We start from the raw sequence: 25753 nt of genomic DNA on the forward strand, positions 1-25753 counted from the left end.
GATCAGGTGCTGGGTGTGATCGAATTCAGTATCTCGTTTGCCGCCATTCGTCGCGAAATGGAGCGCGTGGCCGCGGTCGAGGGTACGCACTACCAGTTCATCGTCCGGCGCGAGCTGGTGGAGACCCGACTGTTTGAGGACTTCGAGACGCTGTTCATGCCGGCCGGACTCGACCTGGACTACCTGATCGAGGATCCGCGCTCCTCCCTGGTCGGCCAACCCGATGCGCCGTCGGATCCCGATCTTGTCGAGCGGCTGAATCGTGAGCTTGCCGGCGATGGCCGTGTGGAACGGGGCATGGCGGAGCAGACGGCCTTCGGGGTTTTCGCCCGGGGGGCGGGTGCCACCTGGGCGGTCAATTTCGTGCCGGTCGACAACGCCGAGGGGCGTCACGCCGGCTACGTGGTGGCCTATACGCCGGATTCCAGCCATGACGAGGTGGTGGCCCTTTCGGCGATCTTCTGGACGGTAGGCACCCTGGCGATACTGGGCATCCTGCTCATCCATGACCGCTGGCGTCGCTCGCGCGAAGCGATGCGCTCGGTCACCGAGCACCTGGGGGCGGGGTTGTACCTGCTCGATCGCGCCGGGCGGGTGGAGTATGCCAACCGTGCCGCGGGGCGGATCCTCGGCTATGACCGTGGAGAACTGGTGGGGCGTGACGCCCACGAGATGTTCCATGCCGACGAAGGACTGGAGGGCGGGGGCACCGGCTGTGCGCTCCACGAGATTCCCCTGCGCGGCAAGGTCTATTCGACCGATCGGGCGCATTTTCGTCACCGGCGGGGGCATCTCGTCCCGGTAGACGTGATCAGCAGTCCCCTGGAACTCGACGGCCGGATCACCGCCACGGTGACCATCTTTCGCGACATCACCCGCGCCCGCGAGGTCGAGCAGCGCCTGACACAGGTCTCGGCGGCCATGGGCAGCTCCGACGAGGGCATGCTGGTGACCGATTCGGACGCGCGCATCCTCGATGTCAATCGCGCCTTCACCCGCCTGACCGGCTATTCGCGCGAGGAGGTACTGGGGTGCAATCCGCGCCTGCTCCAGTCGGGGCGACAGGACGCCGCCTTCTATCGGTCCATGTGGGATGCCATCGAGCGGACCGGCCAGTGGCAGGGCGAGATCTGGAACCGGCGCAAGAACGGTGAGATCTACCCCGAGTGGCTGACCATCAGCAGCATCCGTGACGATGCCGGGCGACTGACGAACTACGTGGGCGTGTTCTCGGACATGAGCGAGATACACGCGACGCGCGATGAACTCGAACGGCTCGCCCGGCAGGACCCGCTCACCGGGCTGGCGAATCGTTCGGTCTTCCAGGACCGCCTCGAGCACGCCGTGGAACATGCTCGCCGTGTCGGAACGGGCGTGGCGGTGCTGTTCGTCGGGCTCGATCGCTTCAAGACCATCAACGAGTCCATGGGACACCCGGTCGGGGATCGTCTGCTGATGCAGGTGGCCGGGCGAATCGAGCAGGGCGTGGAGACGGATGCCACCGTCGCGCGCATCGGCGGTGATACCTTCGGCGTGATCATCGAGGACGAGCGGGATATCGAGGCCGTCGAAGCGCTGGCCGATCGCCTGCTTGAGGCGATACTCGAGCCGATACACGTGGGTGGCCGGGAAGTGATCGTCAGTGCCAGCATCGGGCTGGCCATGCGCCCGCAGCACGGCGACGACGGACTGACCCTGATGCGCAACGCCGAGACGGCCATGTACCGGGCCAAGGAGCAGGGCGGCGAGACCCGCGCGGTGTACTCGGCCGACCTGACCAGCCGGGCCTACGACCGGCTCGAGCTGGAAACCCGCATGCGTCGCGGGCTCGAGCGCGACGAATTCAGCGTCCACTATCAGCCCCAGGTGTGCCGGAAAACCGGCCGCGTCTGTGGTGCCGAGGCCCTGATACGCTGGGACAATCCGGATCTCGGTCGCGTCTCCCCGGGCGTGTTCATCCCTCTGGCCGAGGAAACCGGGCAGGTTGCCTCGCTGGGGCGCTGGGTGCTCGAGACCGCCTGCCGGCAGGCCCGGGTCTGGCAGGAGGAGGGGCTGCCGACGATCACCGTATCGGTGAATCTTTCGGCCAACCAGTTGCACGATTCCGCGCTTCCCGCCGAGGTGGATGCCATTCTTTCCCGGACCGGACTGGCGCCGAATTGCCTGGAGCTGGAAGTGACCGAGACGGCGCTCATGCGCCACCCGCGCGAGGCAATCGAGACCCTCAATGCCCTCAAGTCCCAGGGCATCGGCCTGGCCATCGATGACTTCGGCACCGGCTATTCCTCCCTGAGCTACCTCAAGAACCTGCCCATCGATCGGCTCAAGATCGACAAGTCCTTCATCGACGGCCTGCCGGAGGGCGAGGATGACCGGGCGATCGTCGAGGCGGTCGTCGCCATGGCGGATCGGCTGGGGTTGGCCATTATCGCCGAAGGAGTGGAGACCGAGGCGCAGCAGGCCTTCCTGGATTCGATCGGCGTCGATATCCACCAGGGCCATTTCTTTGCGCCCGCCCTGTCGAGCGAGCGATTGCGGGCCACCTTGCTCGGATAGGATGAAGCCCGCCGGGATGGGAAGCGGGCCGCCCGTCGGCCGGGAGATCAGGGCAGGGCGACGGACAGGATGAACAGTCCCTGCACGATCAGGGCGAAAAGCGAGAGCGCGAGTCCCAGCCGGGGTATCCATCGCGGCACGTCCGGCACGTCCTCGGGCTGGCCGCGGCGCTTGAGCACGATCAGCGAGGCGTTCACCACGACGAAGATCGCCAGCATGATCGCGCTGGTGATGTTGGCCAGTGTCTTGAGCGGCAGGAACAGGGTGAGCAGCAGCACCACCGTCGTCACGGCCACGGTGGCGATCAGTGGCGTGTGCGTGACCGGGTTGACGCGCCCGAGGATGGCCGGTGCACCGGCACGATCGCGGCCCATGTCCATGATCAGTCGCGTGGCCATGATGATCTGCCCGAGCGCCCCGTTGACGATGATGAACAGGCTGATCAGGCCCAGTGGCACCCCGGGGTGCCCCTTGGCCTCCGCCACGGCCACCAGCGGGGCATGGGCGAGTGCCAGGTCGTCCGGGGAGAGCACGCTGGTGGCGGCTACCGCCACCAGGGCGTAGATCACCAGCGAGATCACCACCGCGGCGATGATCGCCCGCGGCAGGTTGCGTTTCACGTCGTGCACCTCCTCGGCGAGGTTCGCCATGTCCTCGAAGCCGATGAAGGAATAGAAGGCGAGGAACGCGCCGAGGAACAGGCCGGCGAGCATCCCGGTCTCCAGGCCGCCGAGCGTGCCGGCGAGCGCGACCGGGGCGTCGGCCATGTCGGGGGCGGCGAGCCAGACCACGTAGCCGAGTCCGCCGATTCCCAGCAGTGTGGTGATCGCCATGAACCACGCGCTCTCGCGCATGCCCGCCACCGCGACCGCCCCCAGCACCAGGGTGACGGTGACGATGGTCACCCCGGCGGGGATGTCGAGGAACAGCGAGGCATAGCGCTCGAAGCCGGTGAGGATCGTCGCCCCCGAGACCATGCCGGTGATCGCCAGCCCCCAGCCGACGGTGGACGACAGCCAGGGGCGCCCGAACGCCTGCCGGGAGTAGTCGATCGGCCCGCCGGCCTCCGGGATGCGGGCGGTCAGCTCGCTGAAGGATAGGGCCGTGATCGAGGCGACCACCGCGGCGAGGACGAAGGCGAACGGGGTGAGCAGGCCGGCCGCACCGGCCACTTCGCCGATGACCACGTAGATGCCCGCCCCGAGGATGGTGCCGAGCCCGTAGAGCGTCAGCAGGACCGGCCCCACCTCGCGGCGGAGCACCGGCGCGCGGGGGGCGGGCAGGCCCGTTGGCGTGGGTTCCCGGTCTGGCATGTTCGAATGCTCCGTCCTGTACCGGTGGTCGCTGCGGTCGGGGCGACCAGGATCCGCCCACCCCTCCCCGGAGGGTAACCGGTTGCCCGGGATGCGTCGAACCCGGCCGGCCAGGGGTCAGTCGTGCCCGCTCCCTTCCCGGGGTAAGCTGTCCGTGACATTCCGAACCGACGATTCCATGCGCCGAATTCTCCTTCCTCTGCTGATCTTCTCGTTGGCCCTCGTCTCCACCGGCTGTGAGCGTGACCCGGGCCCCGGCGTCGAGTCCCCCGACGAGACCGGGGTGCTGGTCGTGGCCACCCGCAACGCCGGGACCGTGTGGTACCTCGATGCGGAAGGCCAGCCGAGCGGGCCCGAGCACGACCTGGTTACGGCATTCGCCGAAGAGCAGGGCTGGACGGTTCACTGGCGCGTGCTCGAATCGACCGCCGAGGTGATCCGGGCGCTGGAAGACGGTCAGGCCCACCTCGCCGCGGCCGGGCTGACCCACCTGCCGGAGCGTGACGCGCGTCTCGAGCCGGGGCTGGTCCACACCCGGGTCGTGCCGCAGGTGGTCTGCCATCGCGAGGACCGCCCCCTGCCACGTTCACCGACGGAACTGGCGGACGTCGATCTGCGGGTCACGGCCGACTCGAGCTACGTGAGCCTGCTGTGGGAGCTGGCTGCCTCGGACCCGGGGCTGCGTTTCCGCGAGGAACCGGTGCAGAGCACCGAGGTCCTGCTCACCCGGGTGGCGCAGCGCGAGCTCGGCTGCACCGTGGCGGACTCGAACATCGTGCGGGTCCTGCGCCGGCACTGGCCGCACCTGGACATTGCCATGGACCTGGGGCCGGAGCAGCAGACCGGCTGGTACGTGGCGCCGGGCCACGGGGATCTGGCCGAGACCATGCGAACCTGGCGCCATGGCGGGAAAGGCGAGGCGGCCGTGTCGCGCATGCAGGATCGCTACTACGGTCACATCGGGGAGTTCGATTTCGTCGACTGGCGGGCGCTCAACCGCCGGCTGGACGAGCGTCTGCCACAGTACCGGGGGGCCTTCGAGGACGCGGCCCGGCTGACGGGCATGCCCGCCGACCTGCTGGCGGCGATGGCCTACCAGGAGTCGCACTGGGACCCCGAGGCGACGTCGCCCACCGGCGTGCGCGGGATGATGATGCTCACGCAGTCGACCGCCCGGTCGCTGGGCGTGGAGAACCGGCTGGACCCGGCCGAGTCCATCGAGGCCGGGGCCCGCTACCTGGCCGATCGCCACGAGCGGCTCCCGGAGGACATCCCCGAACCGGACCGGACCTACCTGGCCCTGGCAAGCTACAACATCGGCCGCGCCCACGTGCTCGATGCCCGGCAGATCGCCCGGGGACTCGGCAAGAACCCGGACGACTGGGCGGACATGCGCGAGGTGCTCCCGCTCAAGGCCGACGAGCGCTACTACCCGCAGACCAAGCACGGGTACGCGCGCGGCTACGAGCCGGTCCAGTACGTCCAGCGCATCCGGAACTACCGCGACGTGATTGCCGGGGAGTTCGAGTCGGGGTCGGGGCCGGGCGGCAAGTTGCTGCGGGCGCTGCCATGAAAACAGCCCCGGGGACGCGGGTCCCGCGGGGCTGTCGGATTCGGATCGGCAGGCGATCAGTTGTCGGTTTCTTCCTCGACTTCGTCACCGCCCTCTTCGACCTCGCCGCCGATCTCGTCGGTCGTTTCCTCGGCGGCGTCACCAGATTCTTCCATGGTCTCGTCGATCTGCTCGCCGGCTTCCTCGGCCGGACCCTCTTCCTCGCCGCAGCCGGCGATCGTGAGGCCCGTGGCCATCATCAGTGCGATCAGTGCATTGCGTGCTTTCATCGTCTGTCCTCCTGGGTCGTGCCGGAAACTACCGGCCAATGAGTGTCGGAGTCGAAAATTGAACGGCAGCATCGATACTGCCGGCCCTTGGAGGCACCCGGCGTCGACAAGTTCAGAATCCGTCGACCCGCATGACCTCGTCGCGCTCGAGTTGCCCGGGGCGCGACCAGACGTCCTTGGCCTTCCTGCCGATCGCCACCATAAAGCTGATCAGGTGGTCCTCGGGGAGATTGATCAGTCGACCGACGGCCTCGAAATCGAAGCCGTCCATGGGGCAGGAATCCAATCCCATTTCGCGGGCGGCGAGCATCAGGGTCTGCCCGGCGATGCCGCAACTGCGCATGACCTCGTCGCGTTCGACCTCGGGGCGGTCCCGGTAGTAGGCGTCGATCGCGCCGGCCATCATCTCGCGGACATCCGGCGGGGCGTCCCGCCAGACGCGTTCGGCATCGTGTCTCCAGACATCGCGGCGTCCGCAGAGGATCACCAGCATCGAGGCATCGGTCACCTGGGCCTGGTCCCAGGCCAGCTCGCGGATCTGCTGCCGCCGCTCGGGATCCCGGACCACGACGAAGCGCCAGTGCTGCAGGTTGAAGGCCGTGGGCGACTTCATGGCCAGTTCGATCAGCCGGTTCTGCTCCGCTTCGCTCAGGCGGTGATCGGGATCGAATGCCTTGACGGAACGCCGGCTCTCGATGGCCTCGGAGACTTGCATGCGACTACCTCCCGGTTGAAGTGCATCGAGACCGGGAGTTTAGGCGGTCATCGCCCGTGGCGCAGGGGAGAAGGTCAGAAGGACTTGCCGCGCAGGGCGCGGAGTAGGGCGCGTGCCTGCTTGGCGGGCTTGTGGTGGGGGTTGAGCTCGCGCTCGGCGCGGCGCTGCTCGGACACCAGCCGACGCTTCTCGATGCTCTCGGGGGTTTCCCGGTACATGCGTTCGGCCTCGCTGGCCGGTCCGCGCCTGGGGTTGAGTGCCTCGACATCGACGACGAAGCGCACGCCGGCCTTGCCGATGACCAGGCGGTCACCGACCCGGACGGCCTTGCCCCGCTTGGTCACCGTCTGGCCGTCGAGTTCGATCTTGCCGCCGTCGATGGCGGCGGCGGCCAGTTGCCGGGTCTTGAAGAAGCGTGCGGCCCAGAGCCAGGTGTCGAGCCGCTGGCTGTCGCCCGCGGTGTCGGTCCGACGGTTGTCCGGGGATTTGGAAGCGCGTTTTTTCACGGGGTCGGGGCTGAGGTTCCGGTCGAGGTGCGTTAAGCTTTCGGGCACGCGTGGCGGCCCCGCATGGGGCGACACACGTGACCCATTTCATCTGGAGGCATCATGCAACTCGAACTGATCAGCTTCAAGCTCTGTCCCTTCGTACAGCGCTCCGTGATCACCCTGCTGCACAAGGAGGTCCCGTTCGACACGACCTTCATCCAGCTCGACGACCCCCCGGAGTGGTTCCGCGACATCTCGCCGCTGGGCAAGGTGCCGGTGCTGAAGGTCGACGACACGGTGCTGTTCGAGTCGGCGGTGATCAACGAATTCCTGGACGAGTCCTTCGGCGAGCGGATGCTGTCGGCCAACGCCCTCGAGCGGGCCCAGCAGCGTGCCTGGATCGAGATGGGTTCGGCGGCCATCTTCGCCATGTACGGCGCCATCACCGCCCCGACGCAGGAAGCCAGCGAATCCAAGCGCAACGAGCTCGAGCGACTGTTCCGCCACATCGAACGCCACCTTGGCAACTACCCGCCGCTGCCGTTCTTCTCCGGCAGCAGCCTGTCGCTGGTCGACACCTCGTTCGCGCCGCTGTTCCAGCGCCTGTTCCAGTTGCCGCAGGCGCTGCTCGACTGGAGCGACTACCCGGCGACAACCCGCTGGGGTGAGCGCCTGACCTCCGAGCCGGTGGTCCAGCGTTCCCTGCCCGAGGGTTTCGAGACGCTGTTCCCGGAAGCCCTGCGCAAGCAGAACGGCTGGTACGCACAGCAATACCTCACCGGAGAATCCGGCGAGCCGGGCTAAAAGCCCGGAAACGGCCGTCCGACGGGCTTCAGCTACCGTCGGCCGACCCCGTCAGGCGGCGGTTGATGGCCGAGCCCAGCCCGGCGCCGAGCACGATCCCGGCGCCCACCCAGGCGGCAAACCACTTGCCTTCGCCGAGCATGGCCAGCGCCGTGCCCGGGCAGACACCGGTGACCGCCCAGCCGATGCCGAACAGCACCGCGCCGACCACCAGTCCGCGCTTGAAGGGCTTGTGCCGGATGGAGATGGGCTGGCGGGTGTTCCGCGCGCACCACTTCAGGCGCCAGGCCAGCCAGCTCAGCAGGGCGCCCACGGCGACCGCCGAGGTGATCACCCACAGCAGGTGCAGGTCGTCGAACAGCAGCAGGTCGCTGATCAGGGCGGGGCTGGTGGCACCCGCGCGGCTGAGCAGAAAGCCGAAGCCGATGCCGAAGAGCAGGAACGTGAGATTGTTTCTGGTTCCGGTCATGACCTCAGACCCCCAAAAGCCAGGCGGCCAGTTGGGCGGCGATCACCGCGACGGCGAAGAAGATGGCCGAGGCAGTCAGGCTGGCCGGTGCTCCCATGGCCACGCCGGCGATGGTGTGGCCGGAGGTGCAGCCACCGGCCAGGCGCGCGCCCAGGCCGATGAGCAGGCCGCCGGCCAGCCACCAGGCGGTGGAACCCAGGGTCGACTCGGGCACCAGGGCGGTGTAGAACGCGCCGAACTCGGCCGGCGTGCCCTGCCAGGCCGGCTCGCCGTCGGTCAGGCCGGCCAGCAGTCCGCCGAGCACGATGCCGATCAGGAAGACCAGTCGCCAGTCGGCCTGACACCCACCCGGGGTGAGCAGGCCGGCGATCTGGGCGAAGCCGGTCGAGCAGGAAAGGGGCTGGTCCGTGGTCCAGCGCTGGGCAAAGGCCAAGAGGCCGATCAGGATGCCGACCAGCACCGCCGGCCACAGCGGGGACTGAAGGGGGGAGAGCAGGCTGGTCAGTGCGTCGAGCATCGCGGTGGTGTCACCATTCGTCCAATCGGGAACGGCAACCATAGCGAGGATGACCTGTCCGCGCTAACACATGTTTTTCTATGCCCATTACCTCGCCTCGATACCCTGGAGGGAGGGGGCGGGGGCTCAGTCGCCCGAGCGCGCCTCGTGCTCGCCCTTTTCGGGGAGGGTGATGTTGAGCTCGAATAGTTCGAACTGCTCGTTGTGCTCCACCTCGAACTTTACCGCGTCGTCCGCCACGTCGACGTACTTGCGGATCACCTCGAGGATCTCCTTCTGCATTTCCGGCAAATAGTGCGGAGCGGCGTGCTGTCCCTGGGCGCGTTCGTGCGCGATCAGGATCTGCAGGCGCTCCTTGGCCACCTTGGCCGAGGGTTCCTGCGAACGTGAACGAAAGATATCCAGCAGTCCCATTGGCTTAGCTCCGGCTGAACAGGCGACCCAGGAAGGATTTCTTCTCGGTCTCGATGAATCGCATCGGGCGCTCCTCGCCCAGAAGGCGGGCGACGGCGTCCTGGTAGGCCTGCCCGGCGTCGGTGTTCTCGTCGAGAATCACCGGCCGGCCGGCATTGGAGGCCTGCAGCACGGCGTTGGACTCCGGGATCACGCCCAGCAGCGGCACGGCCAGGATCTCCAGCATATCCTCGACCGAGAGCATCTCGCCGGTGCCGACGCGGTCGGGCGCGTAGCGGGTGATCAGCAGGTGCTCCTTGATCGCGGTCTCGCCTTCCTTCGCACGGCGGGACTTGCTCGCCAGGATGCCGAGCATGCGGTCGGAATCCCGGACCGAGGAGATCTCGGGGTTCGAGACCACGATCGCCTCGTCGGCGTAGTACATCGCCAGCTGCGCGCCGCGCTCGATACCCGCGGGCGAGTCGCAGACGATGTACTCGAAGCCTTCCTCGCGCAGCTCGTCGAGCACCTTGCCGACGCCTTCCTCGGTCAGGGCGTCCTTGTCCTTGGTCTGGGAGGCGGGTAGGACGTAGAGGTTGTCCACCTCCTTGTGGCGGATCAGCCCCTGGTTGAGTGCGGCGTCGCCCTGGATCACGTTGACCAGGTCGTAGACGACGCGTCGCTCGACCCCCATGATCAGGTCGAGGTTGCGCAGGCCGACGTCGAAATCGATGACGACGGTCTTCTTGCCGGCCATGGCCAGACCGCTCGAAATGGCGGCGCTGGTCGTCGTCTTGCCAACGCCGCCCTTGCCGGAAGTTACCACCAGGATCTTGGACACGAATTCCACTCCCTAATCGCGATGAAGATTGACGGTCGTTCGGGTGCGCCGAACGTCGCCGTGACGGGTGTCGACTGCGTTCTCGACCTCCCCGAACTTTGCCACAAGGCGCCCGGTTATCCTACCGGCGCGCTGCGTGATCAGTCGAACGCGTGGACGACCAGCTGGCCGTTTTCCAGTTCGACCACCACACGCTTGCCCCAGGCGGGATGACGGGCGAGCTGCTCGCCGTCGAGAAACGTCCCGCAGATGGCGATGATCTCCGGCTCGAACTGTTCGCAGAAGATGCGCGCCGAGGCCAGGCCCCCGGCCCCGGCTGCCGCCGTGCCCTTGAGCGTGCCGTGGATGTAGATCGAGCCGTCGGCCACCACGCGGGCGCCGGCACCGACGGTGTTCATCACCACCATGTCCTGCCCGTGGGCGTAGAGCTCGGTGCCCGAGCGCACCGGGTGGCGCAGCACCATCGGGCCCACCGCGCCGCCGGGGGTGGCGTTCGCCACCGGCGGCGCGGTTTCCTCGGGCTCGGCGGGGGCGGCGGGGGGCGCTTCCACCGGCTCCGGCGCCTCGGCACGCGCGGGACGGTCCGGGTGCTCCGCCGGCGCATCGAAGACCGGCAGCTCGGCGCCGCGGGCCTGTGCCTGCTGCTGCTCGTTGCCGTGGACGACGCCGACCGGCTCCAGGCGGTAGTTGCGCAGCAGGCTGACCAGGGCCGGGAAGTCGATCCACTTGCCGCTCTCCTGGATCGCGGCGAGGTCGATCACGCAGGGGGACCGTTCGTCGTTGACCCCGGGGTTGCCGAAGCGCTCGCTGAGGCTGCGGGTCAGCTTCAGCAAGTGGGTCTCGAACAGGCGGACGTGGATCACGTCCAGCGGGTTCCGGTCGATCTCGAGGGCCGGGGCTGGCCCCTTGCCTGCTTTCCTGGGGGAGAACGTCATGTCGTGGCCTGGTGGTCGTCCTGAGCGTTGTGTGGTGTCTCGTGCTGCCCGCCGGTCACAGTCGGCACAGGGCCAGGCGGAACTCGATGTCCTCCTGGACCTGGCGGGGGTGGCCGGTCTGGCGGTCGAGGGTCATGAAGCGGACCGTGAAGCGGTGCTTGCCCGCGCTGATCTCGGGATAGAGGTCGGCATCGTCCTCGATCATCACGCGCAGCAACTGGTAGGGCGTGGCGCTCTCGATGCTCTGCTGGAGGAAGCCTTCGTCGGCGGTCACGGACATGGTGTCGACGCTGTTGCGGATCAGGCTGATCACCAGTTCGTTGGCCGCGCGGATGTCGCCGAAGGGCGCAAGCCAGGTGTCCAGGTCCTCGCGGCGCTGCTCCTCGGGAAGCCCCAGCCAGTAGTGCAGCCCGGGGATGTCGAACTCGCACAGCGCCCCGGGAATCGAGGCCCGCTGGCGCACGGCGTTGAGCAGTTCGTGGCTCTTGAGGTGGGCGCCGGGCTGGGCGTGGTAGCCGTGCAGGGCCCGGATCAGGTCGTTCTGTTGCGCGAGCAGGGCATCGAGTTTCCCCCGGTCGACGCCGGGCGCGTTGCCCATGTTCATCAGCCGGCCCTGCTGGCGCTCGAGCTCCTTGATCAGCTCGCGCTTGATATCGATGCGCGAGAGCACGTCGGCCGCTTCCAGCAGGAGCAGGACCGTGCACAGCGTGTCGTTGCGCGACGCGCTCTCCAGGTGGTGGTCGATCCGCGCGAACAGGTGGTCCAGCCGCAGGCAGGCCCGGATACGCTCGTTCAGCGGTTGCTCGAAGATTTTGAGGGGTGCGTTCCGATCCATTGGATGCCGATGTGGTTCGATTGTGGCCCGCCACTGCGGGGAAACGCCGGGACGACCCGGCAGGCCCGAACCGGCGGGAGCCCTGTCCGTCATTCTCGATCCGGCGGCGCGATAACACAACTGCCCGCGTTGCCGGGGCCGTTCCGTGCCTCAGTCCGGCTCGTATCCCAGGATCGGCGCCAGCCAGCGCTCGGCTTCCTTGCGCGTCCAGCCCTTGCGCCGGGCGTAGTCCTCGACCTGATCCTGCCCGATGCGGCCGACGCCGAAATAGCGCGCCTCGGGGTGGGCGAAGTACCAGCCGGACACCGCCGCGCCAGGGTACATGGCATACGAGTCGGTCAGGCTGATTCCGACACGATCGGGCTCCAGGAGTTCCCAGAGCAGGCCCTTTTCCGTGTGATCCGGGCAAGCGGGATAACCCGGCGCCGGGCGGATGCCCTGGTACTTCTCGGCGATCAGCTCGTCGTTGGAAAGCCGCTCGTCGGGCGCGTAGCCCCAGAATTCCTTGCGCACCCGCTCGTGCAGGCGCTCGGCGAAGGCCTCGGCCAGCCGGTCGGCCAGCGACTGCAGCAGGATCGCGTGGTAGTCGTCGTTCGCCTCCTCGAAGCGCCGGACGTGCTCCTCGATGCCGATGCCGGTGGTCACCGCGAACCCGCCGATCCAGTCCTTGATCTTCGTGCCGGTGGGCGCGACGAAGTCCGCCAGGCACTGGTTGGGCTTGCCCGCCGGGCGCGGCATCTGCTGGCGGATGTGGTGCAGGGTCGTGCGCACGCCCTGGCGCTTCTCGTCGACGAACACGCGGATGTCGTCGTCGATCGAGGCGGCCGGCCAGAAGCCGTAGACGGCATTGGCGGTCAGCCACTTCTCGTCGACGATCTGCCTGAGCATGGCCTGCGCGTCGTCGAAGAGCTTCTTCGCCTCGGTGCCGACCTTCTCGTCGTCGAGGATCTTCGGGTACTTGCCGAACAGCTGCCAGCTCTGGAAGAAGGGCGTCCAGTCGATGCGTTCGACCAGTTCGCCGAGCGGGTAGTCCTCCAGGGTGTGCACGCCCGGCTCCCTCGGGGCGACCGGCGTGTATTCGTCGAAGGAGACCCGCTGGCGGTTGTCGCGCGCGGTCTCGATCGAGACCCGCTTGGATTCCTTCTGGTTGGCCTGCCGGCGCTCGACCACCCGAGCGTACTCGCTCTCGATCTCCTCGACGAAGGCCGCCTTGTTCGCGCCCAGCAGCTTGCTCGCCACACCCACCGCGCGCGAGGCGTCGAGCACGTGGACCACCGGGTGATCGTAGACGGGATTGATCTTGAGCCCCGTGTGCAGCTTGGAAGTGGTGGCCCCGCCAATCATCAGCGGGATGTCGAAGCCCTGGCGCTGCATCTCGGCGGCGACGTTGACCATCTCCTCGAGAGACGGGGTGATCAGCCCGGACAGGCCGATCAGGTCGGCGTTCTCCTCGCGGGCGGTGTCGAGGATCTTCTGCGCCGGCACCATCACGCCGAGATCGACGATCTCGAAGCCGTTGCACTGGAGCACCACGCCGACGATGTTCTTGCCGATGTCGTGGACGTCGCCCTTGACCGTGGCCATGACGACCTTGCCCGCCGACTGCGCCTGGCAGGCCTCTTCCTCCATGAACGGCAGCAGGTGGGCGACGGCCTTCTTCATCACCCGGGCGGACTTGACCACCTGCGGCAGGAACATCTTGCCGGCACCGAACAGGTCGCCGACGACGTTCATGCCGTCCATCAGCGGCCCCTCGATCACGTGCAGGGGGCGCTCGGCGTTGAGGCGGGCGGCCTCGGTGTCCTCGATCACGTACTCGTCGATGCCCTTGACCAGCGAGTGCTCGAGTCGTTTTTCCACCGGCCACTCGCGCCAGGCGAGGTCCGGCCCGCTGGACTTCTCGCCGCCGGAGTCGCGGTAGCGGTCGGCGATCTCCAGCATGCGATCGGTGGCGTCATCTCGCCGGTTGAGGACGATGTCCTCGACCGCCTCGCGCAGCTCGTCGGGGATCTCGTCGACCACCGTGAGCTGGCCGGCGTTGACGATGCCCATGTCCATGCCCGCCCGGGTGGCGTGGTAGAGGAAGACGCTGTGGATGGCCTCGCGCACCGCCTCGTTGCCGCGGAACGAGAACGAGACGTTCGATACCCCGCCGGAAACCAGCGCGTGCGGCAGGTTTTCCTTGATCCAGCGCGTGCCCTCGATGAAGTCGACCGCGTAGTTGTTGTGCTCCTCGATGCCCGTGGCGATGGCGAAGATGTTGGGATCGAAGATGATGTCCTCGGGCGGGAAGCCGATCTCGGTCAGCAGGTCGTAGGCCCGCTGGGCGATCTCGCGGCGGCGTTCGAGGCTGTCGGCCTGGCCCTTCTCGTCGAAGAGCATCACCACGGCCGCGGCGCCGTAACGCTGGACGGTGCGCGCATGCTCGAGGAAGGCGTCCTCGCCCTCCTTGAGCGAGATGGAGTTGACCACCGCCTTGCCCTGGACGCACTTGAGGCCCGCCTCGATCACCTCGAACTTCGAGGAGTCGATCATGATCGGCACCCGCGAGATGTCCGGCTCGGCGGCGACGAGATTCAGGAAGCGCTGCATCGCCTCGACGCCGTCGATCAGGCCCTCGTCCATGTTGACGTCGATGATCTGCGCGCCGTTGTCCACCTGCTGGCGGGCGACGTCCAGCGCGGCATCGAAATCGCCTTCCTTGATCAGGCGGCGAAAGCGCGCCGAGCCGGTGACGTTGGTGCGCTCGCCGACGTTGACGAACAGCGAGTCGGCGGTGATGTTGAACGGCTCGAGTCCCGACAGGCGGCAGGCGACTTCCGGTGTCCTGGGCTTGCGCGGCGTGACACCCTCGACCCGGCGGGCCATCTCGGCGGTGTGCGCCGGGGTGGTCCCGCAGCAGCCGCCGACGATGTTGATCAGCCCCGAGGTGGCCCATTCGCCGATCGACTCGGCCATCGGGTCGGCCTCGAGCTCGTACTCGCCCAGCTCGTTGGGCAGCCCGGCATTGGGGTGCACCGAGACCGGGTACTCGCTGATCCGTGCCAGCTCGGCGACGTACTGGCGCAGCAGGTCCGGGCCGAGCGCGCAGTTCAGGCCGATCGAGAGCGGCCGGGCGTGGCGCAGGGAGTTGTAGAACGCCTCGGTGGTCTGCCCCGAAAGCGTGCGCCCGGAGGCGTCGGTGATCGTCCCGGAGATCATCACCGGCCAGCGCTGGCCACGGTCGGCGAACAGCTCCTCGAGCGCGAACACCGCCGCCTTGGCGTTGAGCGTGTCGAAGATGGTCTCGATCAGGAAGATGTCGACGCCGCCCTCGAGCAGACCTTCGGCCGATTCGCGGTAGGCCTCGACCAGCTCGTCGAAGCTCGTGTTGCGGTAGCCGGGGTCGTTGACGTCCGGGGAGATCGAGGCGGTGCGGTTGGTGGGGCCGAGGATGCCGGCGACGAAGCGCGGCCGATCGGGCGTCTCGGCGGTCTTGGCGTCGGCGGCCCGGCGGGCGATCTCGGCGGCGACGACGTTGATCTCCCGCGAGAGCTCCTCCATCCGGTAGTCGGCCATCGCGATGCGCGTGGCCGAGAAGGTGTTCGCCTCGATGATGTCCGCGCCGGCGTCGAGGTACTGGCGGTGGATGTCCTCGATCACGTCCGGGCGGGTCAGCACCAGCAGGTCGTTGTTGCCCTTGAGGTCCACCGGCCAGTCGGCGAAGCGCTCGCCGCGGAAGTCGGCCTCCTCGAGCTTCGCGTTCTGGATCATCGTGCCCATCGCGCCGTCGAGCACGAGGATGCGTTCGCGCATCAGTCCGCGGAGCTGCTCGAAGACGGGGTGGTCCTGGTCAATCGATTTCATGGGCGACAAGGCGTCCTGGTCTCGGTGCCCCGCCGGTCATGGCAGGGTGCCCCGGAAGCGGTGTCCGGCTGGCCGTGAATGGGTAAGGGTGCAAGAAGCGCGCAGTATAACGCAGCGCCCGGCGCCGCGTCGTGTATCCCGGGGCTCAGTCGTCGCGTGCGTTGCGCGATTTCTGGTCTCGCTGGAACTGGCGCAGGCGCAGTAATCGCTGCGCCCGACGACGGCGCTTGTGCCGGGTCAGGTGCAGGCGCCAGAGCAGCCGGATGATGGCGAACCCGAGCAGGGAGCTGACGAACGAGAGGGTCAGCAGCCCGGTGCCCAGTGGCAGCCAGATGTGGGGCAGCTGGCTCATGGCGTAGCCGATGCTCATCACCCCGGTCTCGCCGGTGGGCGGGTCGAGTGCGGCGCCGGTGAGTACCGCCCCGACCTGGTAGGCGATCCAGAGCAAAGGCGGCAGGGTCAACGGGTTGGTCACCCAGACCACCGCGACGGCCAGCGCGATGTTCACGCGCATCACGATCGCCCCGGCCGCCGCCATCAGCATCTGGCCGGGCAGCGGGATGAAGGCCAGGAACAGGCCCAGGGCCACGCCGCCGGAGACCGAGCGGCGATTGAGGTGCCAGATGTTCGGGTCGCCCAGGAACTGCGCGACCGGCTTGAGAAACGGCTGGGAGACGATCCGGTGGCGGTTGGGTGTCAGGCGACGGAAGAACTTGCGTGGCATGTCGGGCCTCGTCGAGCTTCGCCGATGGAAGGTGCGTGTCGGCGGCCCGGGAACCCCCGCTCCCCCGGGGGGCGCTGGGGGGAATCCCCTGAGTTTCATCGACTTGTCTACAGGTTCTTTAGCAGATCGCGCACCTTTTGGCTCAGGGCGATGTAGTCGCGTTTCTCGGTTTCGCTCAGCTCCCCGATCACCTGGTGGCGGAAGTGGGCCAGTGCCTGGTCGGCCGCGTCGATCCGTTGATGGGCGCTGGGCAGCAGCCAGATGGTCTTGGCGCGGCGGTCGGACTCGGAAATCCGGCGCTCGATCCAGCCGCCTTTCTCCAGGCCGTCGAGCAGCTTGACCAGGGTCGGCCCCTCGATGGCCAGTTCGCTTGCCAGCTCTTTCTGCGTTCGGCCCTCGCCCTCGTCGCGGAGGATGCGGATGACCGCCCAGGCCGAGGCGGTCAGGCCGAACTCGGCCAGGGTGTCGTTGACCTGGACGCGCCACAGGCGCGAGACGTCGAATACCAGCCGGGTGATCTCGTCTTCCTGCTGTTGGATCGGGTTCGTCATCTCGGGGTTCGATCCCTGTCATGAGGTGGAAATCCGGTCATGATCTCATCATGCCGCCCGCCGCGCCACGTCGACTCGCCCGTCGGTCCGGTCGATCGCGGCGGGACGGCCGGCTCGCCATGCGGATGACCGGCGTGCTGGACGGGCGAGCCAGATTGCCGGGACAGGGGGTTTGCGGTAACATTTCGCGCTTGAATCGGGCCTCTGGGTCCACCGCCAACATTCCTCTCGAAATGGTTAGTGAATGACCAAATTCGTCTTCGTCACCGGTGGGGTCGTCTCGTCCCTGGGCAAGGGTATCACCGCCGCCTCGCTGGGTGCCCTGCTGGAGTCGCGCGGCCTGCGCGTGACCCTCATGAAGCTCGACCCGTACATCAACGTCGATCCGGGCACCATGAGCCCGTTCCAGCACGGCGAGGTGTTCGTCACCGATGACGGGGCGGAGACGGATCTCGACCTGGGTCACTACGAGCGCTTCGTGCGTTCCCCGGTCGGGCGCCGCAACAACTTCACCACCGGCCGCGTCTACGAGTCGGTCATCCGGCGTGAGCGCCGCGGCGACTACCTCGGCGGCACCGTGCAGGTGATTCCCCACATCACCGACGAGATCAAGCGCCGCGTCGTCGAGGGCAGCAAGGGCTACGACGTCGCCCTGATCGAGATCGGCGGCACGGTGGGCGACATCGAGTCCCTGCCGTTCCTCGAGGCGATCCGTCAGCTGGGCGTGGAGATGGGGCGCGATCGCGCCATCTTCATGCACCTGACGCTGGTGCCGTTCATCAAGGCCGCCGGCGAGGTCAAGACCAAGCCCACCCAGCACTCGGTCAAGGAGCTGCGCTCCATCGGCATCCAGCCGGACGTGCTGGTCTGCCGGGCCGAGGTAGCGCTGCCGGAAGACGAGCGTCGCAAGATCGCCCTGTTCACCAACGTCGAGCACGACGCGGTGATCTCGGCGATCGACGCGGACACCATCTACCGCATCCCGCGGCTGCTGCACGCGCAGAAGCTCGACGAGACGGTGATCAGGAAGCTCCACATCAATGCCGGTCCCGCGGACCTGTCCGAGTGGGATCGCGTGGTCGAGGCCCAGACCAAGCCCGACCGCATCGTCGACATCGCGATGGTGGGCAAGTACGTCGACCTGGTCGATGCCTACAAGAGCGTCAACGAGGCGCTGCTGCACGCCGGTATCCAGACCCGCACCCGGGTGAACATCCACTACTTCGACTCCGAGTCCTTCGAGCGCGAGGGGGTGGGGCGCCTGGAGGGAATGGACGCGATCCTCGTCCCGGGCGGCTTCGGCTCGCGCGGGGTCGAGGGCAAGATCGCCGCGGTACGCTACGCCCGCGAGGCCGGCAAGCCGTACCTCGGCATCTGCCTCGGCATGCAGGTGGCGGTGATCGAGTACGCGCGCAACGTCGCCGGGCTTGCCGGCGCCTGCTCGACCGAGTTCGCCCCCGAGACGGAGAACCCGGTCATCGCGCTGATCACCGAGTGGCGTGACGAGCAGGGCAACCGGATCGAGCGCAGCGCGGACGCCGATCTTGGCGGGACCATGCGCTTGGGTGCCCAGCGTTGCCGGATCGCGCCCAAGACCCTGGCGCACCAGATATACGGCAGTGACGAGATCACCGAGCGCCACCGCCACCGCTACGAGTTCAACAACGGCTACCGCAAGGCGCTGGAGTCGGCGGGGATGGTGTTCGCCGGCTGGTCGGCGGAGAACGAATTGGTCGAGACGGTCGAGCTGCCGGATCACCCGTTCTTCTTCGCCTGCCAGTTCCACCCGGAATTCCGCTCCACGCCGCGCGACGGCCACCCGCTGTTCATCGCGTTCGTGAACGCGGCCCATACCCAGAGGGTGGGGCAATCCGAGGTCCAGGAAGACGAATGACCATGAAACTGCTCGACTTCGAGGTCGGACTCGACCAGCCGCTGTTCCTGATCGCCGGTCCCTGCGTGATCGAGTCGGCGGAACTCGCCCGCGAGACGGCCGGGCAGCTCAAGGAGATGGCAGAAACCGCCGGTATCCGGCTGATCTACAAGAGTTCCTTCGACAAGGCCAACCGCTCGTCGACGGACAGCTACCGGGGGCCGGGCCTGGAACGCGGGCTGGCGATCCTCGAGGACGTCAAGCGCGAGTTCGGCCTGCCGGTCATCACCGACGTCCACGAGGACACGCCGCTCGAGGAGGTCGCCTCCGTGGTCGACGTCCTGCAGACCCCGGCCTTCCTCTGCCGGCAGACCAACTTCATCCAGAACGTGGCGCGCCAGGGCCTGCCCGTGAACATCAAGAAGGGGCAGTTCCTCGCGCCCTGGGACATGGCCAACGTGGTCGAGAAGGCCCGCGCGGTCGGCAACGACCAGGTGATGGTCTGCGAGCGGGGCGTGTCCTTCGGCTACAACACGCTGGTCTCCGACATGCGGGGGCTGGCGATCATGCGCCAGACCGGTGCGCCGGTGGTCTTCGACGCCACCCACTCGGTCCAGCAGCCGGGCGGACAGGGCAAGGCCTCGGGCGGCCAGCGCGAGTTCGTGCCGGTGCTGGCGCGTGCCGCGGTGGCCGCCGGGGTCTCCGGCCTGTTCATGGAAACGCATCCGAACCCGGAGCGGGCACTGTCCGACGGGCCCAACGCCTGGCCCATGGACGAGATGGCCGAGCTGCTGCTCACGCTGACCACGCTCGACCGCACGGTCAAGGCGTCGGGTTTTCCGGAAAACCGCTATCTCGGCATAGGCGACTGACGCCGCGGGGCGCACGGACCAATGATCGCCGGCCGCCCGCAGGGCCACGGGGCGGCAACGAACGCAACCGAATTTCACAGACAGGAGAGAACTTGCATGGCAGCCATCGAGCGAGTGCACGCACGAGAAGTAATCGATTCACGCGGCAACCCGACGGTCGAGGCCGAGGTCCACGTTGCCGGCGGTGTCATGGGGCGTGCCATCGTCCCGTCCGGTGCTTCGACCGGCGCGCGCGAGGCCATCGAACTGCGTGACGGCGATGCCTCCCGCTTCCTCGGCAAGGGCGTGACCCGGGCGGTGGCCAACGTCAACGGCGAGATCAATGACGCCATCGCCGGCATGAACGTCCACTCGCTGTCGGACATCGACAACCGGATGATCGAGCTCGACGGCACCGAGAACAAGTCCCGCCTGGGCGCGAACGCGATCCTCGCCGTCTCCCTGGCCGCGGCCCAGGCCGGCGCGCTGGTGCGCAACGAGCCGCTGTACGCCTACCTGGGCGGTGATGCTGCCGTCACCCTGCCGGTGCCGATGATGAACATCATCAACGGCGGCGAGCATGCCGACAACTCCATCGACATGCAGGAGTTCATGATCATCCCGGCCGGCGCGCCGAGCTTCTCCGAGGCCCTGCGCTACGGCGTCGAGGTGTTCCATGCGCTCAAGCAGGTGCTGGCCGCGCGCGGCCTGTCCACGGCGGTCGGCGACGAGGGTGGCTTCGCCCCCGACCTGCCCTCCAACGAGGCCGCGATCGAGGCCATCATGGAGGCGATCGAGAAGGCCGGCTACACCCCGGGCAAGGACGTGTTCCTCGGCCTGGACGCGGCGAGCTCCGAGTACATCAAGGACGGCAAGTACGTGCTGGCCGGCGAGAACCGCAGCCTGGACGCCGCCGGCATGGTCGACCTGCTGGCCGAGTGGGTCGAGAAGTACCCGATCCTCTCGATCGAGGACGGCATGGCCGAGGACGACTGGGATGGCTGGGCGCTGCTGACCGAGCGGCTGGGTGGCAAGTGCCAGCTCGTGGGCGACGATCTGTTCGTCACCAACGAGAAGATCCTGCGCGAGGGCATCGAGCGCAAGATCGCCAACTCCATGCTGGTCAAGGTCAACCAGATCGGCACCCTGACCGAGACGCTGGCGGCCATGCGGCTGGCGCAGGAGAACGGCTACTCCAACGTCGTCTCCCACCGCTCCGGCGAGACCGAGGACACCACGATCGCGGACCTGGCCGTGGCCACCAACGCCGGGCAGATCAAGACCGGTTCGCTGTCGCGCTCCGACCGGATCGCCAAGTACAACCAGTTGCTGCGCATCGAGGAGCAACTCGGCGACCGGGCCCGTTTCCCGGGCCGGTCGGCGTTCGGCCAGTAAGCCGGTCCCTCGGCCGCTGGGATGCGCTGGCTGACCCTGGTCCTGGTCCTGACGCTGGCCGGCCTGCAATGGCGGGTGTGGTTCGGCGACGCCTCCGTGGGCAACGTGCAGGCCAAGGAGAAGCGGCTCGAGGCCCTGGAGGCCGACCTGCGGCGCCTGGAGATGCGCAACGAGACGCTTGCCGCGGAGGTCGAGAGCCTGCGCGAGGGCGTGGCAGCCGTGGAAGGCCAGGCGCGCCTGAACCTGGGCTTCGTCTACCCCGACGAGCACTTCTTCCAGGTGATCGAGGCCGTGCGTCCCGACACCATCACCCCGGCCCAGCTCGATGGCACCCGTGTGCCGCGATTCGTCCCCGATGAGTGACCGTTCCGGATCCTCCCGGCCGGCCGTGACAGCCGCCCGCCCACAGGGAGATCGGGGCGGGCGCACCCCGCTCGAGGCCGGTCGCTGGTGGTTGTTGCTCCCGGCGGCCGGTTTCGGTCGCCGCATGCGTAGCGACACGCCCAAGCAGTACATGGCACTCGGCGGGCGATCGGTGCTGGATCTCACCATCTCCCGCTTTGCCGCGCTGCCGGGGCTGGCAGGTATCGTCCTCGTGACGGCGCCCGACGCGCCGGCGGAGGCCGCGACGGCGGTGGAGGCGGGCGGGGTGCCCGTCTGGCAGGTGCCCGGGGGCGCGACGCGAGCCGAGAGCGTGCGGAACGGCCTGGCGGTGTTTCGAGATCGCTGGGCGGATATGGTTCCCGGGGACGAGGGTCCCGACGGGCTCGGCGAGTGGGTGATGGTCCACGACGCCGCCCGTCCCTGCGTGCGTCCGGAGGATGTCACCCGGCTGCTCGAGACCGCGACGGCACCGGAGGGGGCGCTGCTCGCCGCGCCGGTGCGCGACACCATCAAGCGCGTGGATGCGCGGGGGCACGTGGCCGAGACGGTGGACCGGGGTTCCCTCATGCATGCACTGACGCCGCAGTTGTTCCCGGTCGGCGTGGTGCTCGGGGCGCTGGACTCGGCGATCGAGGCCGGCCGCGAGGTCACCGACGAGTCCTCCGCGCTCGAGCAGGCGGGGCTCTTTCCGCGGCTGGTCGAAGCGGCGGCGGACAACCTGAAGATCACCCACCCGGAGGACATCGCCATCGCCCGGGCCATCCTCCGGCAGCAGGGGGTGCTGCAATGACCGATCCCGCCGCCATTCGCGCCGGCCATGGCTTCGACGTGCATGCGTTCGAGGCCGGTGACCACCTGTGGATCGGCGGTTGCCGGATCCCCTTCGACCGCGGCTTTCGCGCGCACTCCGACGGTGACGTGCTGCTGCACGCCATCTGCGACGCGCTGCTCGGCGCGGCAGGCCTCGGGGATATCGGGCGGCACTTCCCGGACACCGATCCGACCTGGGAGGGCGCCGACAGCCGCAAGCTGCTCGGGCGGGTGGTGGCGATGCTCGCCGAGGCCGGGTGGTGCGTGGTGAACGTCGACGGGACGGTCATCGCCCAGGCACCGAAGCTCGCGCCGTGGATCGAGCCCATGCGCGCGGCGATCGCCGCGGCCCTGGGCACGGAGCCCGCCGCGGTGAACGTCAAGGCCACCACCTCCGAACGGCTCGGGTTCACCGGCCGGGGGGAGGGCATCGCGGCCGAGGCCGTCGCCCTGATCCGGCGATGCCCGGATCGATCGGCGGATTGATTTTGGGGGGGCAGGCAAGTAGGCTTGTCGCCCGTTTCGTGGGGTCCGGGTCCGTTGCGGACTCCGTCCCGCGGGATCGAGACTCTTGGAAAAGCAAAGTGGAACCATCGGATGCGTAAACCGATTGTCGTAGGAAACTGGAAGCTCAACGGGACCGAGGCCGGCAACGAAGCGCTGGTCGCCGGGGTACTCTCCGAGATGAGCAATCTGGCCGATATCGACGTGGCCGTCTGCCCGCCGTTCGTCTACGTCCCGCAGGTCGTGGGACTGGCGAAGGGCACGGCCCTCGGCGTCGGCGGCCAGAACTGCTCGGAACAGTCCTCGGGTGCCTTCACCGGCGAGGTCGCCCCCGAGATGTTGTCCGACGTCGGTGCCCGTTACGTGATCCTGGGGCACTCCGAGCGCCGCGCCCTGTACGGCGAGACCGACGAGATCGTCAGCGAGAAGGTCAAGGCGGCACTGCATGCCGGGCTGACGCCTATCCTCTGCGTGGGCGAGACGCTGGAGGAACGCGAGGCCGACGAGACCGAGGCGGTGGTTCGCCAGCAGCTCGCCGCCGTGATCGCCGGCAACGGCATCAAGGCCTTCGAGCGTATGGTGATCGCCTACGAGCCCGTCTGGGCGATCGGCACGGGTCGGACGGCCAGCCCGGAGCAGGCCCAGCAGGTCCATGCCTTCATCCGCGGGCAACTCGACTCGCACGACGCCCGGGTGGCCCAGTCGGTGCGTATCCAGTACGGCGGCTCGGTCAAGCCGGGCAACGCCGCCGAGCTCTTCGGCCAGCCGGACATCGACGGCGGGCTGATCGGTGGTGCCTCTCTCAAGGCCGAGGATTTCCTTGGCATCTGTCGCGCCGCGGCCGACACGGTAGGTTAAGTAATGACGACTCTCGTACTCATCGTTCACGTGCTGCTGGGCCTCGCCCTGATCGGCATGGTGCTGATTCAGCATGGCAAGGGCGCCGATGCCGGTGCGGCCTTCGGTTCGGGTGCTTCCGGCACCGTTCACGGCGCCCGCGGGCCGGCCAACACGCTGCAGAAAGTGACCGGCTGGATGGTCGTGGCCTTCTTCGGCACCAGTCTGTTGCTCGCCTACGTAATCAACACTTCCCAGGAGCCCTCGAGCGTGGTAGATTCTGCACCCGTTTCCGAGAGCGGAAGCGAGTCCGGCGAAGTCGAACGCACCCCGTCCGACGAGCCGGCAGAAAAGCCGACCGACGTCCCATCCCCGAACTCGGCGGCACCCTCTGGGCAGGAAGACGGCAACACCCAATCGCCGTCGGATGTGCCCGGACAGTAACGGCGAACATTCGCCGTTACGGCCGGATCAAGCGATGATCCGGTTGACAATCAAAGCGGACGTGGTGGAACTGGTAGACACGCTATCTTGAGGGGGTAGTGGCGAAAGCCGTGTGGGTTCGAGTCCCACCGTCCGCACCAAACGTACTTTTCCGGTTCGATTCGTTATCCTTGCTACGCTACAGCAATGAGCGTGCAGGGGAGTCGAACGCGCAGAAAAAATTCCGCCGGTCCCTGCCCAGCGGATTTCGAGCAAGAGGGTGTCAGATGCTTGAAGGCTACATTCCCATCCTGATCTTCTTCGGTGTGGCCACCCTGTTTTCCCTGGGTCTTCTGGTCATCGGCCAGATTCTGGCACCCAAGCGGCCCGATCCGGCCAAGAACGATGCGTACGAGTGCGGTTTCGCGCCCTTCGAGGACGCGCGCATGAAGTTCGACATCCGCTACTACCTGGTAGCCATCCTGTTCATCATCTTCGACCTCGAGATCGCCTTCCTGTTCCCCTGGGCCGTTGCCCTCGAGGACATCGGCGGCTTCGGCCTGGGCGCGATGGCGATCTTCCTCGGCGTGCTGGTGATCGGCTTCATCTACGAGTGGAAGAAGGGGGCGCTGGAATGGGAGTAGAAGGCGTTCTCGAGAAGGGCTTTGTCACCACCTCGGCCGACAAGCTGATCAACTGGGCACGCACCGGCTCGCTCTGGCCGATGACCTTCGGCCTGGCCTGCTGCGCCGTCGAGATGATGCATGCCGGTGCGGCGCGTTACGACCTGGACCGCTTCGGCGTGGTGTTCCGCCCCAGTCCGCGCCAGTCGGACGTGATGATCGTCGCCGGCACGCTGGTCAACAAGATGGCGCCGGCCCTGCGCAAGGTCTACGACCAGATGGCCGAGCCGCGCTGGGTCATCTCGATGGGCTCCTGCGCCAACGGCGGCGGCTACTACCACTATTCCTACTCGGTGGTGCGAGGCTGTGACCGGATCGTGCCCGTGGACATCTACGTGCCGGGCTGTCCGCCGACGGCCGAAGCGCTGCTCTACGGCATCATCCAGTTGCAGAACAAGATCCGCCGCACCAACACCATCGCGCGTGCCTGACGGCCTGTGGCAAGCATTTTGGGGGCAGCCCGACCTATGAATTTGCAAACGGCCCTGAAAGAGACCATCGGCGAGTTCATCGTCGATCAGACCATCGATCGTGGCGAGGTCACCATCGAGGTGGCCGCCGAGAACTGGCGCGAGGTCGCCAGGCGGCTGGAGCAGAGCGAGGCGACCCGTTTCGAGCAGTGCGTGGATATCTGCGGCGTCGACTACCTCGAGTACGGCCGCGGCGAGTGGGCCGGCGAGGAGACGGTCTCCTACACGGGCTACAGCCGCGGGGTCGAGCCCAACACCAGCGGCTGGCTCAAGTTCGGCGAGGAGCCGGATGCCGGTGATCTCGGCCGCCCGCGCTTCGCCGTGGTCGCGCACCTGCTGTCCTACACGCACAACTGGCGGCTGCGCGTGCGCGTCTACTGCCCGGACGACCAGGCGCCGTCCGTGCCGTCGGTCGTCTCGGTCTGGGCGGGCGTGAACTGGTTCGAGCGCGAGGCCTTCGACCTGTTCGGCATCCTGTTCGAGGAGCACCCGGACCTGCGCCGGATCCTGACCGACTACGGTTTCGTCGGCCACCCCTTCCGCAAGGACTTCCCGCTGATCGGCAACGTCGAGGTGCGTTACGACGACGAGAAGCAGCGGGTCGTCTACGAACCGGTGTCGATCGAGCCGCGCGTGCTGGTGCCGAAGGTGCACCGCAAGGACAGCCGCTACATTGACCTCGACGAGGGCTGAT

General features: G+C 67.7%; 27 protein-coding genes and 1 tRNA gene. 15 read left to right on the forward strand and 13 right to left on the reverse strand.

Annotated features, from left to right (window positions below; genetic code table 11):
• Nucleotides 1-2556: putative bifunctional diguanylate cyclase/phosphodiesterase (locus tag ACLFMY_RS00835; RefSeq protein ID WP_410762613.1), on the forward strand; the 2556-nt coding region annotated here is incomplete at its 5' end.
• A gap of 47 nt (nt 2557-2603) precedes the next feature.
• Here ACLFMY_RS00835 and ACLFMY_RS00840 read toward each other — a convergent pair.
• Nucleotides 2604-3869, reverse strand: a complete 1266-nt coding sequence (locus ACLFMY_RS00840; protein WP_410762614.1) for an APC family permease — start codon at nt 3867-3869, stop codon at nt 2604-2606.
• A 178-nt stretch (nt 3870-4047) separates the two neighbouring features.
• Between ACLFMY_RS00840 and mltF the strand changes: the two genes are divergently transcribed.
• Nucleotides 4048-5442, forward strand: coding sequence for a membrane-bound lytic murein transglycosylase MltF (gene mltF, locus ACLFMY_RS00845; protein WP_410762652.1), 1395 nt, complete (start codon nt 4048-4050; stop codon nt 5440-5442).
• Nucleotides 5443-5498: 56 nt separating this feature from the next.
• Here the strand turns inward: mltF and ACLFMY_RS00850 are convergent, their stop codons facing one another.
• From ACLFMY_RS00850 to ACLFMY_RS00860, 3 genes are all read right to left on the reverse strand, one after another.
• Nucleotides 5499-5711: a hypothetical protein gene (locus ACLFMY_RS00850; RefSeq protein WP_410762615.1), complete on the reverse strand. Its 213-nt coding sequence runs from the start codon at nt 5709-5711 to the stop codon at nt 5499-5501.
• A 112-nt stretch (nt 5712-5823) separates the two neighbouring features.
• Nucleotides 5824-6426, reverse strand: coding sequence for a nitroreductase family protein (locus ACLFMY_RS00855; protein ID WP_410762616.1), 603 nt, complete (start codon nt 6424-6426; stop codon nt 5824-5826).
• 74 nt (nt 6427-6500) lie between these two features.
• The gene (locus ACLFMY_RS00860) at nt 6501-6980 is read right to left on the reverse strand and encodes an RNA-binding S4 domain-containing protein (RefSeq protein WP_410762617.1); all 480 of its coding nucleotides are present in this window, start codon (nt 6978-6980) and stop codon (nt 6501-6503) included.
• A gap of 54 nt (nt 6981-7034) precedes the next feature.
• Between ACLFMY_RS00860 and ACLFMY_RS00865 the strand changes: the two genes are divergently transcribed.
• Nucleotides 7035-7718, forward strand: a complete 684-nt coding sequence (locus tag ACLFMY_RS00865) for a glutathione S-transferase family protein (protein WP_410762618.1) — start codon at nt 7035-7037, stop codon at nt 7716-7718.
• A gap of 28 nt (nt 7719-7746) precedes the next feature.
• Here the strand turns inward: ACLFMY_RS00865 and ACLFMY_RS00870 are convergent, their stop codons facing one another.
• From ACLFMY_RS00870 to ACLFMY_RS00910, 9 genes are all read right to left on the reverse strand, one after another.
• Nucleotides 7747-8187 carry a DUF6691 family protein gene (locus ACLFMY_RS00870; protein ID WP_410762619.1) on the reverse strand — a complete coding sequence of 147 codons (441 nt, stop codon included), beginning with the start codon at nt 8185-8187 and terminating at the stop codon, nt 7747-7749.
• Between the two features lie 4 nt (nt 8188-8191).
• Nucleotides 8192-8704: a YeeE/YedE family protein gene (locus ACLFMY_RS00875; protein ID WP_410762620.1), complete on the reverse strand. Its 513-nt coding sequence runs from the start codon at nt 8702-8704 to the stop codon at nt 8192-8194.
• A gap of 126 nt (nt 8705-8830) precedes the next feature.
• Nucleotides 8831-9118, reverse strand: coding sequence for a cell division topological specificity factor MinE (gene minE / locus ACLFMY_RS00880; protein ID WP_410762621.1), 288 nt, complete (start codon nt 9116-9118; stop codon nt 8831-8833).
• Between the two features lie 4 nt (nt 9119-9122).
• Nucleotides 9123-9938, reverse strand: coding sequence for a septum site-determining protein MinD (gene minD, locus ACLFMY_RS00885; protein ID WP_410762622.1), 816 nt, complete (start codon nt 9936-9938; stop codon nt 9123-9125).
• 140 nt (nt 9939-10078) lie between these two features.
• Nucleotides 10079-10873, reverse strand: a complete 795-nt coding sequence (gene minC, locus ACLFMY_RS00890; RefSeq protein ID WP_410762623.1) for a septum site-determining protein MinC — start codon at nt 10871-10873, stop codon at nt 10079-10081.
• 55 nt (nt 10874-10928) lie between these two features.
• Complete coding sequence (zapD, locus tag ACLFMY_RS00895; protein WP_410762624.1) at nt 10929-11708, reverse strand: cell division protein ZapD; 780 nt, start codon at nt 11706-11708, stop codon at nt 10929-10931.
• A 150-nt stretch (nt 11709-11858) separates the two neighbouring features.
• Nucleotides 11859-15554: a methionine synthase gene (gene metH, locus ACLFMY_RS00900; protein ID WP_410762625.1), complete on the reverse strand. Its 3696-nt coding sequence runs from the start codon at nt 15552-15554 to the stop codon at nt 11859-11861.
• 145 nt (nt 15555-15699) lie between these two features.
• A complete protein-coding gene (locus ACLFMY_RS00905; RefSeq protein ID WP_410762626.1) occupies nt 15700-16278 on the reverse strand; it encodes a DUF2062 domain-containing protein in 579 nt (192 codons plus the stop codon).
• Between the two features lie 107 nt (nt 16279-16385).
• Nucleotides 16386-16829: a MarR family winged helix-turn-helix transcriptional regulator gene (locus ACLFMY_RS00910; protein ID WP_410762627.1), complete on the reverse strand. Its 444-nt coding sequence runs from the start codon at nt 16827-16829 to the stop codon at nt 16386-16388.
• Nucleotides 16830-17073: 244 nt separating this feature from the next.
• On the opposite strand from ACLFMY_RS00910, the gene ACLFMY_RS00915 reads away from it, so the two are divergent.
• From ACLFMY_RS00915 to ACLFMY_RS00970, 12 genes are all read left to right on the forward strand, one after another.
• Nucleotides 17074-18723, forward strand: a complete 1650-nt coding sequence (locus ACLFMY_RS00915; protein WP_410762628.1) for a CTP synthase — start codon at nt 17074-17076, stop codon at nt 18721-18723.
• 2 nt (nt 18724-18725) lie between these two features.
• Nucleotides 18726-19574, forward strand: a complete 849-nt coding sequence (gene kdsA, locus ACLFMY_RS00920; protein ID WP_410762653.1) for a 3-deoxy-8-phosphooctulonate synthase — start codon at nt 18726-18728, stop codon at nt 19572-19574.
• A 96-nt stretch (nt 19575-19670) separates the two neighbouring features.
• A complete protein-coding gene (gene eno, locus ACLFMY_RS00925; RefSeq protein ID WP_410762629.1) occupies nt 19671-20948 on the forward strand; it encodes a phosphopyruvate hydratase in 1278 nt (425 codons plus the stop codon).
• Between the two features lie 21 nt (nt 20949-20969).
• The gene (locus ACLFMY_RS00930) at nt 20970-21311 is read left to right on the forward strand and encodes an FtsB family cell division protein (protein ID WP_410762630.1); all 342 of its coding nucleotides are present in this window, start codon (nt 20970-20972) and stop codon (nt 21309-21311) included.
• The gene (gene ispD / locus ACLFMY_RS00935) at nt 21304-22122 is read left to right on the forward strand and encodes a 2-C-methyl-D-erythritol 4-phosphate cytidylyltransferase (protein ID WP_410762631.1); all 819 of its coding nucleotides are present in this window, start codon (nt 21304-21306) and stop codon (nt 22120-22122) included. Before ACLFMY_RS00930 ends, ispD begins: the two co-directional genes overlap by 8 nt.
• A complete protein-coding gene (gene ispF / locus ACLFMY_RS00940) occupies nt 22119-22628 on the forward strand; it encodes a 2-C-methyl-D-erythritol 2,4-cyclodiphosphate synthase (RefSeq protein WP_410762632.1) in 510 nt (169 codons plus the stop codon). Before ispD ends, ispF begins: the two co-directional genes overlap by 4 nt.
• 111 nt (nt 22629-22739) lie before the next feature.
• Nucleotides 22740-23504, forward strand: coding sequence for a triose-phosphate isomerase (tpiA, locus tag ACLFMY_RS00945; RefSeq protein WP_410762633.1), 765 nt, complete (start codon nt 22740-22742; stop codon nt 23502-23504).
• Nucleotides 23505-23507: 3 nt separating this feature from the next.
• Nucleotides 23508-23927 carry a preprotein translocase subunit SecG gene (gene secG, locus ACLFMY_RS00950; protein ID WP_410762634.1) on the forward strand — a complete coding sequence of 140 codons (420 nt, stop codon included), beginning with the start codon at nt 23508-23510 and terminating at the stop codon, nt 23925-23927.
• Nucleotides 23928-23982: 55 nt separating this feature from the next.
• Nucleotides 23983-24067 (forward strand) — tRNA-Leu (locus ACLFMY_RS00955).
• Between the two features lie 126 nt (nt 24068-24193).
• The gene (locus tag ACLFMY_RS00960) at nt 24194-24550 is read left to right on the forward strand and encodes an NADH-quinone oxidoreductase subunit A (protein ID WP_410762635.1); all 357 of its coding nucleotides are present in this window, start codon (nt 24194-24196) and stop codon (nt 24548-24550) included.
• Nucleotides 24541-25020, forward strand: coding sequence for a NuoB/complex I 20 kDa subunit family protein (locus ACLFMY_RS00965; RefSeq protein ID WP_058575719.1), 480 nt, complete (start codon nt 24541-24543; stop codon nt 25018-25020). Before ACLFMY_RS00960 ends, ACLFMY_RS00965 begins: the two co-directional genes overlap by 10 nt.
• 36 nt (nt 25021-25056) lie before the next feature.
• On the forward strand, nt 25057-25752 hold the full coding sequence (locus ACLFMY_RS00970) for an NADH-quinone oxidoreductase subunit C (RefSeq protein WP_410762636.1): 696 nt from the start codon (nt 25057-25059) through the stop codon (nt 25750-25752).
• Nucleotide 25753 lies beyond the last annotated feature (1 nt).

It is taken from the genome of Guyparkeria sp., from assembly GCF_046545975.1.
GTDB lineage: Bacteria > Pseudomonadota > Gammaproteobacteria > Halothiobacillales > Halothiobacillaceae > Guyparkeria.

Bases quoted from the DNA above. Each gene is read 5' to 3' on its own strand.
- ACLFMY_RS00840 (WP_410762614.1), bottom strand. From the start codon at position 3,869: ATGCCAGACCGGGAACCCACGCCAACGGGCCTGCCCGCCCCCCGCGCG.
- mltF (WP_410762652.1), top strand. From the start codon at position 4,048: ATGCGCCGAATTCTCCTTCCTCTGCTGATCTTCTCGTTGGCCCTCGTC.
- ACLFMY_RS00850 (WP_410762615.1), bottom strand. From the start codon at position 5,711: ATGAAAGCACGCAATGCACTGATCGCACTGATGATGGCCACGGGCCTC.
- ACLFMY_RS00855 (WP_410762616.1), bottom strand. From the start codon at position 6,426: ATGCAAGTCTCCGAGGCCATCGAGAGCCGGCGTTCCGTCAAGGCATTC.
- ACLFMY_RS00865 (WP_410762618.1), top strand. From the start codon at position 7,035: ATGCAACTCGAACTGATCAGCTTCAAGCTCTGTCCCTTCGTACAGCGC.
- ACLFMY_RS00870 (WP_410762619.1), bottom strand. From the start codon at position 8,187: ATGACCGGAACCAGAAACAATCTCACGTTCCTGCTCTTCGGCATCGGC.
- ACLFMY_RS00875 (WP_410762620.1), bottom strand. From the start codon at position 8,704: ATGCTCGACGCACTGACCAGCCTGCTCTCCCCCCTTCAGTCCCCGCTG.
- minE (WP_410762621.1), bottom strand. From the start codon at position 9,118: ATGGGACTGCTGGATATCTTTCGTTCACGTTCGCAGGAACCCTCGGCC.
- minC (WP_410762623.1), bottom strand. From the start codon at position 10,873: ATGACGTTCTCCCCCAGGAAAGCAGGCAAGGGGCCAGCCCCGGCCCTC.
- zapD (WP_410762624.1), bottom strand. From the start codon at position 11,708: ATGGATCGGAACGCACCCCTCAAAATCTTCGAGCAACCGCTGAACGAG.
- metH (WP_410762625.1), bottom strand. From the start codon at position 15,554: ATGAAATCGATTGACCAGGACCACCCCGTCTTCGAGCAGCTCCGCGGA.
- ACLFMY_RS00905 (WP_410762626.1), bottom strand. From the start codon at position 16,278: ATGCCACGCAAGTTCTTCCGTCGCCTGACACCCAACCGCCACCGGATC.
- ACLFMY_RS00910 (WP_410762627.1), bottom strand. From the start codon at position 16,829: ATGACGAACCCGATCCAACAGCAGGAAGACGAGATCACCCGGCTGGTA.
- ACLFMY_RS00915 (WP_410762628.1), top strand. From the start codon at position 17,074: ATGACCAAATTCGTCTTCGTCACCGGTGGGGTCGTCTCGTCCCTGGGC.
- kdsA (WP_410762653.1), top strand. From the start codon at position 18,726: ATGAAACTGCTCGACTTCGAGGTCGGACTCGACCAGCCGCTGTTCCTG.
- eno (WP_410762629.1), top strand. From the start codon at position 19,671: ATGGCAGCCATCGAGCGAGTGCACGCACGAGAAGTAATCGATTCACGC.
- ACLFMY_RS00930 (WP_410762630.1), top strand. From the start codon at position 20,970: ATGCGCTGGCTGACCCTGGTCCTGGTCCTGACGCTGGCCGGCCTGCAA.
- ispD (WP_410762631.1), top strand. From the start codon at position 21,304: ATGAGTGACCGTTCCGGATCCTCCCGGCCGGCCGTGACAGCCGCCCGC.
- ispF (WP_410762632.1), top strand. From the start codon at position 22,119: ATGACCGATCCCGCCGCCATTCGCGCCGGCCATGGCTTCGACGTGCAT.
- tpiA (WP_410762633.1), top strand. From the start codon at position 22,740: ATGCGTAAACCGATTGTCGTAGGAAACTGGAAGCTCAACGGGACCGAG.
- secG (WP_410762634.1), top strand. From the start codon at position 23,508: ATGACGACTCTCGTACTCATCGTTCACGTGCTGCTGGGCCTCGCCCTG.
- ACLFMY_RS00960 (WP_410762635.1), top strand. From the start codon at position 24,194: ATGCTTGAAGGCTACATTCCCATCCTGATCTTCTTCGGTGTGGCCACC.
- ACLFMY_RS00965 (WP_058575719.1), top strand. From the start codon at position 24,541: ATGGGAGTAGAAGGCGTTCTCGAGAAGGGCTTTGTCACCACCTCGGCC.
- ACLFMY_RS00970 (WP_410762636.1), top strand. From the start codon at position 25,057: ATGAATTTGCAAACGGCCCTGAAAGAGACCATCGGCGAGTTCATCGTC.